General features: G+C 59.1%; 13 protein-coding genes. 5 read left to right on the top strand and 8 right to left on the bottom strand.

What is annotated here, in order from left to right:
* Window positions 1-226 precede the first annotated feature (226 nt).
* The 4 genes from ACFFIY_RS02330 to ACFFIY_RS02315 form a co-directional block, all read right to left on the bottom strand.
* The gene (locus ACFFIY_RS02330; protein WP_354196790.1) at window positions 227-688 is read right to left on the bottom strand and encodes a DinB family protein; all 462 of its coding nucleotides are present in this window, start codon (window positions 686-688) and stop codon (window positions 227-229) included.
* 124 nt (window positions 689-812) lie between these two features.
* Window positions 813-1,100, bottom strand: coding sequence for a hypothetical protein (locus tag ACFFIY_RS02325; RefSeq protein WP_354196789.1), 288 nt, complete (start codon window positions 1,098-1,100; stop codon window positions 813-815).
* The gene (locus tag ACFFIY_RS02320) at window positions 1,090-2,889 is read right to left on the bottom strand and encodes a mechanosensitive ion channel (RefSeq protein WP_354196788.1); all 1,800 of its coding nucleotides are present in this window, start codon (window positions 2,887-2,889) and stop codon (window positions 1,090-1,092) included. Before ACFFIY_RS02320 ends, ACFFIY_RS02325 begins: the two co-directional genes overlap by 11 nt.
* A 108-nt stretch (window positions 2,890-2,997) precedes the next feature.
* Window positions 2,998-4,080 (bottom strand): potassium channel family protein, encoded by a 1,083-nt coding sequence (locus ACFFIY_RS02315; protein ID WP_354196787.1) that lies wholly within the window; start codon window positions 4,078-4,080, stop codon window positions 2,998-3,000.
* 140 nt (window positions 4,081-4,220) lie between these two features.
* Between ACFFIY_RS02315 and ACFFIY_RS02310 the strand changes: the two genes are divergently transcribed.
* Genes ACFFIY_RS02310 through ACFFIY_RS02300 form a run of 3 tightly spaced genes read left to right on the top strand, consistent with a single transcriptional unit; the run spans window position 4,221 to window position 5,812 of the window.
* The gene (locus ACFFIY_RS02310) at window positions 4,221-4,868 is read left to right on the top strand and encodes a CPBP family intramembrane glutamic endopeptidase (RefSeq protein WP_354196786.1); all 648 of its coding nucleotides are present in this window, start codon (window positions 4,221-4,223) and stop codon (window positions 4,866-4,868) included.
* An 18-nt stretch (window positions 4,869-4,886) separates the two neighbouring features.
* Window positions 4,887-5,291, top strand: a complete 405-nt coding sequence (locus ACFFIY_RS02305; RefSeq protein WP_354196784.1) for a hypothetical protein — start codon at window positions 4,887-4,889, stop codon at window positions 5,289-5,291.
* Entirely contained in the window at window positions 5,288-5,812 is a 525-nt protein-coding gene (locus ACFFIY_RS02300) for a hypothetical protein (protein WP_354196782.1), read from the top strand. The genes ACFFIY_RS02305 and ACFFIY_RS02300 overlap by 4 nt, the downstream gene beginning before the upstream one ends.
* Before the next feature lie 60 nt (window positions 5,813-5,872).
* Here ACFFIY_RS02300 and ACFFIY_RS02295 read toward each other — a convergent pair whose 3' ends face one another.
* The 3 genes from ACFFIY_RS02295 to ACFFIY_RS02285 are packed head-to-tail and all read right to left on the bottom strand — an operon-like array spanning window position 5,873 to window position 8,956.
* Window positions 5,873-8,110: a sensor histidine kinase gene (locus tag ACFFIY_RS02295; protein WP_354196780.1), complete on the bottom strand. Its 2,238-nt coding sequence runs from the start codon at window positions 8,108-8,110 to the stop codon at window positions 5,873-5,875.
* A complete protein-coding gene (locus tag ACFFIY_RS02290) occupies window positions 8,110-8,286 on the bottom strand; it encodes a hypothetical protein (protein WP_354196778.1) in 177 nt (58 codons plus the stop codon). Before ACFFIY_RS02290 ends, ACFFIY_RS02295 begins: the two co-directional genes overlap by 1 nt.
* Window positions 8,264-8,956 carry a response regulator transcription factor gene (locus tag ACFFIY_RS02285; protein WP_354196776.1) on the bottom strand — a complete coding sequence of 231 codons (693 nt, stop codon included), beginning with the start codon at window positions 8,954-8,956 and terminating at the stop codon, window positions 8,264-8,266. The genes ACFFIY_RS02290 and ACFFIY_RS02285 overlap by 23 nt, the downstream gene beginning before the upstream one ends.
* Before the next feature lie 65 nt (window positions 8,957-9,021).
* Here ACFFIY_RS02285 and ACFFIY_RS02280 point away from each other — a divergent pair, with 65 nt between their 5' ends.
* Window positions 9,022-9,303, top strand: coding sequence for a hypothetical protein (locus tag ACFFIY_RS02280; protein WP_354196774.1), 282 nt, complete (start codon window positions 9,022-9,024; stop codon window positions 9,301-9,303).
* 70 nt (window positions 9,304-9,373) lie between these two features.
* Here ACFFIY_RS02280 and ACFFIY_RS02275 read toward each other — a convergent pair whose 3' ends face one another.
* Window positions 9,374-10,312, bottom strand: a complete 939-nt coding sequence (locus ACFFIY_RS02275; RefSeq protein ID WP_354196772.1) for an EamA family transporter — start codon at window positions 10,310-10,312, stop codon at window positions 9,374-9,376.
* 704 nt (window positions 10,313-11,016) lie between these two features.
* Here ACFFIY_RS02275 and ACFFIY_RS02270 point away from each other — a divergent pair.
* On the top strand, window positions 11,017-12,513 hold the full coding sequence (locus ACFFIY_RS02270) for a BCCT family transporter (RefSeq protein ID WP_354196770.1): 1,497 nt from the start codon (window positions 11,017-11,019) through the stop codon (window positions 12,511-12,513).
* The last annotated feature ends 96 nt before the right edge of the window (window positions 12,514-12,609 follow it).

Genomic DNA, 12,609 nt, shown 5'->3' with positions numbered 1-12,609 from the left:
GGTGTGTATTGGATGGTTTTCTCGCTTACATGGCGGACGTTCGGATTTCCCTCCAGTATTCTGCGAACCTGTTCATTGTAAGATTGGCGACCCATTTGATCTCCTCCGTTCAACTTTGTGTCCAGTATAACGAAGTTTTCAAGCACGCAAAAACCCCGAAACCGGACTTTTTTTAAAGTGTCCGTATTTCGGGGTTCAGTTCAGGCTGCCCGCCGGCAGCCTTTTTTCATTGATTCAGGATGTGGGAGAAGGCGTTGAGGAGGCCGGCGTGGGCGCCTTCGTGCCAGACGGTGAACTGGAGCACGGCGTCGCCGGTTTTCAGTTCATGGCCGCCGAGGTTGAGGGGGTTCGCAATGGAGGAATCGAGCTTTCCCTCGAGTGTGTCGGCGATGCGGCCGGTCTGGGTTTTCAGGGCATCCAGCAGTTCCTCATTCGACGGGGCGTTGCCGTTCCAGCCGGACGGGCTCGTGCCCGTCGTGAACAGCGGCGTCCAGTCAGGATGTTGGACGTCATAGTCGGGAGCGATGGCTTTTGTGAAGCCTTCAAGGGAAACGAAAATGTGCCCGGCGTTCCAGCGGACGTTGTTGTGGAAGCCGGCCGGGATTTCGTCCCAGTCCGCCTCGGCAAGTTTCTTCAACTGGCCGAGTGTGTAGGTTCTTGCAAAATTCATCTGTTGAATCGTTGCCATGTGAAACTCCTCCTGTCTGGATGGATTCCCTTTCATTGTCCCTGAACCGGACATCCATTTGCAACGAAACGCCTTGCATTGAAAAACCGCCGCCCCATTTCGGGACGGCGGTTTTCCTGCAGGCTTATGGCTTCCCCGGGAATTCCTCGTTCGGGGAGTGGGCGTTGTAGCCCGGGTCGGACGGTTTTTCCGGCCGGCGGGCCTGCTGCTCTTCTTCTTCCAAGATCTTGTCTTCGGTGTTGCCGAATGCCGATTCGTCGTTCTGGCCGGTTTTGTCTTTCGCGTTTTCGCGGAATTCGTGCGTGTGGTCGGAGTCGGACGGATCGGCGAGCGGGAGTTCTCCTTCGTTGCGGTCTCCGCGCTGCGGGTCGTAGTCGCGCTTGTTCGGATAGTCTTTGTGCTTATCGTTCATGATCATCTTCTCCTTCCCCTTGGTCGAGCGGGCGGGTGAAGTTGGCGTCGTCAATGCCGGAGTCGTATCGGCCGGGTGCCGCTCCGCCCGTGATGTCAGTATCCGCCGGGCCGGCGCCGGTCATACCCGTGGCATTGTTTTTGCCGCGTTCTGCGCTCCGCTTCGCCTCTTGCTGGATGTCTTCCTTCGTTCGGCGGGCTTCACGCTTCGACTGCTGCATGCCTTGCTTGGCCTGCTGTTTGGCCGATTCTTCTTCTTGTTTCATCTGCTGCTTTTCCTGTTCCCAGTCCTCTTTGGACACTTCCGTCTGCTGGAGATCCGCTTCCATCTTGGACAGGTAGCGGGAGGCATGTTCGCGTCCGCCGAGTCCGAATGCCAGGCCGAATGCGAGCGCCAGGCCGCCGAGGATGAGCAGGAACGCGGTGTTGATGATCATCGGTGCGATGCCGAGCTGGCTGATCGCCATGAAGAAGGCAAACGCGAGGATCGCATATTTCGCAACGTAGCGCAGGACGTGCGGCTCGCCTGAAGCGTTTTTCAGGATGCTGCCGACAAAGCGCTCGGCAAGGTTCGCAAGCCAGAATCCGACCGCCAGGATGACGACCGCGGCGATGACCATCGGCAGATAAGCGAAGATTGCAGTGGCGAGTCCGGTCATGAAGTCGAGGTTCACGATCTGGAGGGCTTCCGCCGCGAACATGACGATGATGATGATCTGGACGATCGTGCCGATGATGTTCGAGAGCGACAGGGACGGGCTGCCGGACTCTTTCATGCCCATCTTGCCGGCAAGCGAATTCAGCCCGAGGTTGTCGAGCAGCGAAATGACGATGCCTTTGATCCATTTGGCGAGGTAGACGCCGGCCAGGATGAGCAGGATCGCCACCGCGATGTTCGGGATCATCGTGAGGATGTCGTTGAGCATCGCAATTGCCGGTTCCGAGATGCCCCGGATGTTGAGCGTTTCCAGTGCCGAAATGGTCACCGGGATCATAATCAGGATGAAGGCGATCGTGCCGACGGCTTTCGCCAGGCTCGTCCCCTTCACGTAATCAGAAACGTGCATGCGCTGGGCGAGCTTGTTGAGCCCCGCCGCTTCGAGGAACTTCGTCAGGATGTCGCGGACGATTTTGGCGACGAGGTAGCCGACCGCAAAGATGAGCGCCGCGCCGACGAGGTTCGGGATGAAGGCGAGGAAGCTGTGGAGCATGCCTTCGAACGGGCCGCTGATGCCGCCGAGGTTAAGCGCGGCGAGGATCGCCGGGACGAACAGGAGGAGAATGAGATAAAAGACGACGTTCGCCGCCGTGTCCACCCATTTCGACTTGTTGACATCGGCCGGTTCCTGGCCGGTCCTGGACAGGACTTTATTGAAGTTCACCTTGCCGCCGAGCATCTGGATGCCTTTTTTCGCGAGTGTCGCGAGCACCCAGGCGACGAGCAGGATGAGTCCGGCTTTGATGACGCCTTTCACGAGACCGGCGAAACCGGCAAAGATTTCAGCGAACGGCTGGGCAACCGGCCCCATGTTCACCTTATTGAAGAACAGCATGAAGGTGAACAGGATGATTCCCCAGAAAACGACCTTCGAGATGATTCTCGTCGGTGTCCACTTGGTCTTGTCCTTCGTCATATTGACGCGCTCGTCAAGGCGCGACTTGCGAAGGCCTTTGTCGATCAGGTTTTCAACAATTTTTGCGATGATGTAACCGACGATGAGGATGACGATCCCCAAAAGCAGCTCCGGTAGCCAGTCGAGATACCGGTTGTAATTCCAGCCATCAATCATGTGCAATGCCCTCCTGTTTTAGCAGTATAGTAATCTACCCTGACTATTCCTGCTAATAGAGAGCGGTAAACCTTTTGCTGTCCGGCTGGTTCAAATAAACACCGGGCCTCAGTTACCCCAGTCCGGATTTTGGTTGATCTTCTGTTCTTCCATCTCCGGTGTGCAGCCGCCGACGCGTTCGTTCAGGTCGCGGATGCAGTCATCATCGCCGACGACGAGGAGCGTGTCTCCCTCCTTAAAGCACACGTCAAGATCCGGATTGGAGATCACTTCTTCGCCGCGCATGATCGCCAGCAGCGTGAACCCGTAGTCGCGGCGGAGATGGGATTCTTCCAGCGTCTTTCCGATGAGCGGCGATCCGGATTCGAGCGTGGACTCCCCGACGACAAAGTCTTTTTTGTCCGCCCGCATGAGGTTGTTGATGTAATCCGTACCGGCCGGCTTCAGCACGGACATGGCCAGCTCACGACCGCCGAGGCTGGACGGGTTGATGACGCGGGAGGCACCGGCGCGCAGCAGCACTTCTTCGGATCCTTCCTTCTCAATGCGTGCTGCGACCTTCAGATCCTCATTGATCCCCTTGGCCGTCAAGGTGATGAACACATTGTCCGCATCGTTGTCGACCGCGGCGATGAGCCCCCTGGCCCGGTTGATCCGGGCTTTGTCGAGGATGTCATGGTCGGTCGGATCTCCGATAAGCCGGAGGGTTCCGCGGTCGATCACCTGAAGCAGTTCTTCTTCATCGTCATGGACGCACAGGATCTTCACTTCTTCCTCCTGCTGGCGAAGCTGCCGGTACACATGCTTGCCGACTCTCCCAAAGCCGCAGATGATGATATGGTCCTCAAGCTTTTCAATTTCTCTGTCCATCTGCTTTTCCCACACTTTCTCCGAAAGCTGTTTTTCAATCAAATAAGATGCCGACGTTCCGAGGGCGTACGTCACGATTCCCGCTCCGAGCGGCACCAGGAACAAAGCGAACTTTCTGCCTTCGTCGGTCACCGGATACATGTCCCCGTACCCGATCGTCATGACGGAGATGATCGTCATCCAGAGCGAATCAAAAAAGCTCAGGTCCTCCAGCGCCATAAACCCGATCACTGCCGTGCCGAGCAATACGGCCGTCGCGGCCATCAGGAAGATCAGCCGCCGGTATCCGACCGGGATATCCAGCCACCGTTTTTTGAACATGGGCACGCCTTCTTTCACAATTCCTTTTGATAATGATACCCCCGGAGAAAGAAGGCTAATCGGAGATCCGCCCTGAGGCCCGGCATCCGTGCAACCCGTGCGCGAAAATACCGTCTTATTCAGAAAAAGGGGGTGGCGGCATGCGGAGGGGACTCATCCTGGCGGTTGCCGGCATTGCAGTGTTGCTGTGGATCGAGCAGGGGCTAGGTGTGCCTTATCTATGGAAGACTGCCGCAAAAGCCGCTCTGTTCCTGGCACTGCCGCTGCTCGTTTTCCGAAAAGACGCCCGGCTTTTCATGAAGTTCAGCCGCACAGATCCCGGCAGGCTGAAGCGCGCGCTCTTCGTCGGGGCGGGCGTCATGGCGGCCGTCTTTGCCGCGTTTTTCCTTCTACGCCCGTTCATCGACGCCGACGCGCTTGTCGGGGACCTTGCCGGCCGGGCCGGCGTGACGGGAGCGGTTTATCCGTTTGTGGCGCTGTACATCCTATTCGGCAATTCATTGCTGGAAGAGTTCTTTTTCCGCGGCGTGCTGCCGGCACAGTTCCGGGACCGGCCTCGGCTCGGGCTGATCGTTCCGCCCCTGCTGTTCGCGGTTTATCACGTGTCGATCTTCCTGGCGTGGTTCAGCTTGCCGATCCTGCTGCTCGCCGTCGCGGGGCTTGCGGCGGGCGGCATCATCTTCCAGCTGGCGAACGGCCGCGTCGGCACGATCCTGCCGTCATGGATCATCCATATGGCGGCGGATCTGGCGGTGCTGATCATCGGCGCAATTCTGATTTACAAATGACGATCGGAGGTTGGGAAAATGAAAAAATGGGGATGGGTGGCGCTCGTCTTCCTGCTTTTGGCGGCAGGGTGCGGCGCGAAAGGGACAACAGCAGAAGAACACGGCTCCGGCCTGTCGGTGGAATTCACTTCGGACAACCCGATCCGCCACGTACAGCTGATCCTGTTCAAAAATGGCAAACGCCTGGAAGGTGAATCCGTCATCAATGCGGACGGCAGTCCGTTCGGGCAGGGCGAAGTCATATGGTTCGATTTGACGGAGGACGAATGGGAAGGCGCAAACGGGTTTGCGATTGCCTGGAGTGAAGATGAATCAGGCAAAGGAGCGCGGACGACGAAGATGGAAAAAATCCCGGACGGCACCGCCTGGGTGAACGCAAAGTTTAATGAACGGGACGGCCTCACTGTCGAGGAGGCGAAATGACCGGCTGGGACATGGCGTTCCGGCGCAAAATCATTGCCGCATCTTTTTCGGCCGCCATGTTCGCCGTTCTGCTCGGCCTGATCGTGCCGAATCCGTTCGGCGAGCCGATCCGCTCCGTCTTGGACTATCTTCGGTTGTTTTCCCTGAGCACGCCGGTTTATCTGATGTACAGCTTCCCCGTCATCCTCATCTACGGCGTGCCGGCTTCGCTGGCGGCCGATCATGTGGCCGGGAAGCTGGCCCGCCGCATCGGCAGGACGAACGCGGAGCCGTGGCTGTCCGGCTTGCTCCACGCGGTCTTCGGACTCCCACTTCTTTGGTACGGCGCAGCGGCCGGCCTGCTCGGATTTGCGGTTGACCGTCTTCTCGGCCGCCGGAAAGCCGTGTTCAGCTGGCATGAACCGCTGTCCGCACTGCTCGTCCCGCTGATTGTTTGGGTGTTGTTCATGGGGGCCATCTATTTGCAGGAGCTGCCGGGACAGCTGCCGGATTTGCTGCAGACGGTGATCCTGCGGTATTAATCTGCTCGATATAAAAAGGAACTCCCGCCCGATCAGGCGGAAGTTCCTTTTTTCATTGAATCAAACCCCCGGCACGGTGACGGTCACTTTGAACAGGTCCCCGTCGAGGTCGATGGTCATCTGGCCGCCGTGCAGGTCGACGATCGACTGGGCGATGGCCAGGCCGAGGCCCGACCCGTCGGTGTGGCGGGACGCGTCGCCGCGCTTGAACCGTTCGAACAGGTCATCCGCACTGTCGCCGAGCTCGAAGCGGGAGACGTTTTTCATGCTGAATCGGATGTCGGGCGGCGAGACCGGCGTCGGTCCCGGCAGCGCGTCGAGCGAAATGTACACCCGGGTGCCCGGCAGCGAGTACTTGAGCGCGTTCATGAGCAGGTTGTCGATGACGCGCCACCATTTCTGGCCGTCGACGGACGCATGCAGCGGCCCATCCGCAAGATTCGTCCGGAACTCAAGGCCGGATGCGGTGATTTCTTCATTGTGCTCGGCGATCGCCTGCCGAACGAGTTCGACGAGATCCAGACGGCGGAGGTCAAGCTCGATGTTGCCGGTCGCCATTTTCGAGACGTCGAACAAGTCGTCGATGAGCGTCTTCAGGCGCTGCGATTTGCGGTCAAGCACGCCGACATACTCGGCGCGCTCCTCCGGCGTCAGTTCCGGATTTTTCAGAAGGTCCGTGTAGGTGATGATCGACGTGAGCGGGGTCCGGAGGTCGTGGCTCACATTCGTGATGAGTTCCGTCTTCAGCCGCTCGCTCCTTGCCTGCTCGGACATCGACAGTTCGACGCCTTCGCGCAGCTTGTTCAGGTCGGCGGCGTGGCGGGCAAACGGCGACCGGCCCCGGACCGGCACTTCTTCCGCGTATTGCCCGGAAGCCAGCCGCCCGGTCGCATCGATGATCCGGTTCAAGTAGCCGGTCCGCCGGAGCATGAACAGCAGCACCGGCAGCGCAATGAACACGAACAGCGGCAGCCAGACTGCAAACAGATACGGCATGAGCGTGGCCCCGCCGAACCCGACGCCGGCCAGGAAGACGACAGCCAGCAGGATGAGCATCTGCGTGCCAAGCTTCCGGTTGAGGAAGAAGTGACGGGCATCTTCGGCCGCTTTCCGGACGTACGCCCCGTCGAGATCGCGGGTGAACCGGCCGGGCTCTTGGAATCTCCCGTACAGGTTCACCGCCGCAAAGACGAACGCGGCAAAGTCGATCAGGTAAAGCAGCAGCTGGAACTGAAAGAACAGATCGCGGAACCGGTAACTGTTGCCGGGATTGGCCACGAACATCATGAACCGCGCCCTCAATGCTTCATTGCTCATCAGCCCGATGATCGCGGCGAGTCCTCCTCCGGCGACGGCAATGTCGGCCGGCAACCGGTCAAAGCGGGCGACGAGCGGATTGTCGGTCCACGGCGCCGCACGGAATTTGAAAACGGTGAGCGCCAGGACCGCGGCGATCAGGCCGGCAATCCAGAGGATCGTATAAGCGGTCCGTTCCGCCTTGAACTGTGCGTATCCCCAGGCGAGCGTGTCGTCGTTATGATACACGCCGTCCCACACTCTCTGCGAGGCGTCTTTCAAGACAGACGCCGGCACGGTGACGATCCCCTCGAACGTCCGCACTTCATCGGGGATCATTTCGGCTACATTCCCGCTGTAATTCAAGTCATCCGCAATCTGTGAGGCCTTCAAGTATCCGTTTTCCCTGTTGAAGTCCCACTGATACACCGAATTCTCGCCGACATTGCCGCTCCGGTACGTCTTGCCGGTCTCGGTGTCGGTCAGTTCATAGGAGAACGGACTGGCCGTGTCTTTGAATGAATTCATATTTTCTCTGAGCTGGTACATGTATTGATCAATGTCTTTTGCTTTCTCGGCCCGGACTTTTTTGGCCACATGCTCATCATCGGTGAAGTTCTCCCGGATGTCGTCCATCTTCCGGTCACGCTCTTCGGTCAGCGCATTTTTCTGCTCGTCATTTTCCGCTTTTGTGAGCCGCTCTTCATATTGGACCCGGATCGATTCCAGCTGTGCATCCAGATCGCCGTATTCATAGCGGTGCGCATCGATTTCATCCGGCGAAACGCGGATCTCTTCCTTTGCCTTGTCCGGATCAAGCGGGTTCAGGACGTACGGGCCGATGTTGTCCATAAAAAACCGCGCGGACGACTTGAACTCCTCTGTCTCGGTGTAGTCTTTCCCGACGATCCGCGGCCCGGTCTCGATCAGCGTCATCAGCGCAAACAGGCTGAACGCGGCAAGCAGCACCCACACCGCCTGCATCCATTTTCCCTTCTCCATCAGAGGGCACTTCCTTTCATCATCTGCCGGAGCATCGCAATCGCTTCCCCGGCGCCCCGGCGGTCAAGAAAGTCCGAGATGAACCCCGAGCAGTACAAAAGGCTCGCCACGGCCGCCGCAATCGCCGCCACCGAAAGAATCATCCACACCCGGTCACTTTTCGATTTTGTAGCCAATTCCCCACACCACCTTCAAGTACCTCGGGTTCTTCGGATCCGTCTCGATCTTCTCCCGGATTTTCCGGATGTGGACGGCGACGATGTTGTCCGCATTGTACGCCTCTTCATTCCACACCCGTTCATAGATCTCGTTGATCGAAAACACGCGCCCGGCGTTTTGCATAAGCAGTTCGGTGATCCGGTATTCGATCGGGGTGAGCTTCACCGGCTCGCCGTCTGCCGACAGGCTTTTTGAATCCGGGTCGAGTTCAAGGCCGCCGACCCGGATCAGGCCGCCTTCATTGCCGAGCGTGCCGAGCGTCACGTAGCGGCGCAGCTGGGATTTCACCCGCGCCATGAGCTCCATCGGATGGAACGGCTTCGTCACATAGTCATCGGCGCCGACCGACAGTCCGTGGATCTTGTCGGTCTCCTCGGACTTTGCGCTCAGCATGATGATCGGGATGTTGCGGGAGTTCCGGATGCGGAACGTCGCCTGGATCCCGTCCATGTTCGGCATCATGATGTCGAGGATGATCAGGTGGACGTCTTCGCGCTCCAGAAGGTCAAGCGCCTCGCGGCCGTCCCCCGCCGACAGCACGCGGTAGCCTTCATTTCTTAAATAGATCTCGATCCCTTCCCGGATCTCCCGGTCATCGTCGACGACCAGCACGGTGAGCTGTTCCATCGCATAGCGCCCCTTTCATTGGTTTTATTGTACCGCCCAAACATGAAGAAAGTCGGAGTGAAAAAATGAAGAAATTCTTAAGAAAGGATCCGGGGGAATTGGTCCATACTGTTTTTGAGGTGATGGAGTTGGACAAGAACCAGAAGAGGAACAAAGAGAACAAGCCCGGCAGCACGAAGGACCGCGAAGAATACGGCTACGGCTATGACATCAGCGTCGATGACCTCGGCGTGATCGGCCAGAACGACGCGGCCAAAAAGCAAAACCGGAGCGGCGGCTCAGATAAGAAAAAAGACGGCCTGAGCCATGAGGAATGGCTCAGGGCGGACGACCCGGACAGCGGTTGATCGGAAGCGGTTGAACAGAATGCGGAAAGTCAAAGAAAGCGGATGGCCCGGTTGAGGCCGTCCGCTTTTTTCATGGTCTGATGTCCCGGTCCAGTTCCTTGGCCCGGTCGATGCCCTTGCGCAGCCGCTCGATCTGTTTTTCTTCGTTCGTCTTCAGTTTCCCTCCGAATGCCAGAACGATGAGCCCGGCGAGGATGAGCCCGATCCCCGTCCAGGCGAAGAATCCGAGCCGTTCGCCGACGATGAGCACGCCGAGGATCGCAGCCGTGAGCGGTTCTGCAAGCGCAAGCGTCACCGCCGTCGATGCGGGGAGCGCCTTCAGGCCGGATGTATATAGGAAGTAAGCCACGGCCGTCGCGGCGATCGCGATATACAGGACGACCGATATTCCTTCCCGGGTCGCCACGCCGTCAAGCGGAAAGATGAACAGCACCGGCGACAGCAGGAGCGCACTGATCGTAAAGACGACCCCGACTGCCGCGGACGGCTCCGCGAATTCAAGAACCGTCTTGCTCATCATCGAATAAACGGCGAACGTCAGACCCGCCCCGAGTGCAAGCGCCACGCCCGCCGGATTCACCGACACATTATCGCCGGTCAGCAGCAGAAGCGCACTGCCTCCGATCGCCAGCGTCGTCGCGAGCATCCACTTTTTCGCCGGGCGCCGCTTCAGGAGAATCCAGTCCAGCAGCCCCGCAAACACCGGCGCGCTCCCGATCCCCGTCACCGTCCCGACCGCCACGCCCGTCAGCCGCACCGATCCGAAGAAAAACGGCTGGAACGCCGCCATGGCGACCGCCGCCAGAATCGTCGGCCCCCATGCCCAGTCACCGAACCGCACCTGCCGCATCGACAGCGCGGCAAGCAGGAGCACCAGCCCGCCGCCCGCCAGCCGGAACGTCCCGACGACCATCGGATGGACATGCTCCGGCAGAAACGTCTGCGCCGTCCCGGTCGTTCCCCAAAGGACGGCCCCGAGCAGCACCATGATGAACGGCAATACATTCATTCTCGACACCCCTACCCGAAAATTTCAACTTCTTCCTTTGACTATAGCACAAACGGGGTGTCGTCATACGGGGGAATTTTTGTGGAGAAGGGCGGAGCGGAGCGGGCCGGGCAACAACGATTTCCGGCTATCCGGAGCGGTCATTGGGAGGCGGCGGACCGACGGCGGCCGGAGGTCACCTCTATCCCGACATTCATCGCCCCTATCCCGACATTCAACCGCCCGATCCCGACATTCGCCGTCCCTATCCCGACTTTCGCCCCCGGCCGCCTTCTATCCCGACATTCATCGCCCCTATCCCGACATTCATCCGCCTGATCCCGACATTCGCCGTCCCTATCCCGACATTCGCCCCCGGCCGCCTTTTATCCCGACATTCATCACCGCTATCCCGACATTCAACCGCCCGATCCCGACATTCACCGCCCTTATCCCGACATTCGCCCCCGGCCGCCTTTTATCCCGACATTCATCACCGCTATCCCGACATTCATCCGCCTGATTCCGACATTCGCCGTCCCTATCCCGACATTCGCCCCCGGCCGCCTCCGATCCCGACATCTACCGCCCGATCCCGACATTCACCCCCGTACATCCCCGCTCCCCCGCAAATTTAGTTACTTCATCTCATTTGCAACCGATTACTTTCTTTGTTAAGGTGGAACACTGTAAACAAGAAGACATCTCTTCGCTTAGGGGGAATCATGAAAAAAGTCTCAAACGTTTTTTACATCACGGTGGCGCTGATCGCGCTCACCGTCGCATTCGGCGTCATTTCGCCGGCCAGCTTTGAATCGGTCACGAACAATCTGAAGGCGTTCGTCTCCACCACGTTCGGCTGGTATTACCTATTGCTGTTCGCCATCTTCCTCGTTCTCGCCCTGTTCATCGCCGTCAGCCCGTATGGGAAAATCCGGCTCGGCAAAGACACGGACCGGCCGGACTTCTCCACCGCCACCTGGATCGCGATGCTGTTTTCGGCCGGCATGGGCATCGGGCTCGTTTTCTACGGCGCGTCCGAACCGCTTTCCCACTACGCCATCGACCCGCCGTCCGCGGAACCCGGCAGCGGATTCGCACTCAAGGAAGGCCTCACTTATTCCTACATGCACTGGGGTGCGCCGGTCTGGGCGATGTACGGACTCACCGCCCTCGCGCTCGCCTTTTTCCAGTTCCGCAAAGGGGAACCCGGGTTAATCTCGGCAACACTGAAGCCGATCTTCGGCAACCGCATGAATGGCCCGCTCGGCGTCCTCATCGATGTGCTCGCCGTCTTTGCCACCGCATTCGGCGTCGCCACGTCCCTCGGTTTCGGTGCTGTCCAGATTAACGGCGGCCTGAACCACCTGTTCGGCATGGACATCGGATTCACTTCCCAGTTCATCATCATCGCCGTCGTCACCGTCCTGTTCATCATATCCGCCTGGTCGGGTCTGAGCAAAGGCATCAAGTACCTGTCGAACACGAACATGGTGCTCGCCGTCATCCTGCTCATCGCGGTCCTCCTCGTCGGGCCGACGCTGCTCATCCTGAACCTGTACACCGAAACACTCGGCATGTACTTGCAGAACCTGCTGCAGATGAGCTTCCGCACGGCGCCGCTCGGAAGCGACAACCGCGGATTCGTCGACGGCTGGACGATCTTCTACTGGGCCTGGTGGATCTCCTGGGCACCATTCGTCGGCATGTTCATCGCCCGCGTCTCCCGCGGACGGACCATCCGTGAATTCCTGCTCGGCGTCATCGTCGTCCCGACCTTATTCGGCTCCTTCTGGTTCGCCGCGTTCGGCACGACGGCCGCGAGCATCCAGGACGCCGGCACCGACCTGAGCAGCCTGGCCACGGAACTCGTCCTCTTCAACATGTTCGACCAGCTTCCGTTCCCGCTCCTCCTGTCGATCGTCGCCATTTTGCTCATCGCGTCGTTCTTCATCACCTCGGCGGACTCCGCGACATTCGTCCTCGGCATGCAGTCGATGCACGGCTCGCTCACCCCGGCCAACAACGTCAAACTCATGTGGGGCGTCGCCCAGTCCGCGATCGCCATCCTGCTCCTGTACGTCGGCGGACTCCAGGCGATCCAGAACACGATCATCATCGCCGCGCTCCCGTTCTCATTCGTGCTCATCCTAATGGTCGTCTCGCTCATGAAGGCGCTCAAAGCGGAAAAGAAACGGATCGAAATCGGAACCCGCAGATAAGACGGGCCATGCGCCCCGCTGCCGGACGGGTCTCCTGACTGCGGCGGCCGTTCCGGACCGCCTCAACAAAACAACCGCCCGTCCCCATTTTTCGGG

Origin of the sequence: Bhargavaea ullalensis (assembly GCF_042432615.1) — a bacterium.
GTDB lineage: Bacteria > Bacillota > Bacilli > Bacillales_A > Planococcaceae > Bhargavaea > Bhargavaea ullalensis.
Note: the sequence above shows the minus strand (reverse complement) of the source record. Positions and strands in the feature narration are given on the sequence as shown.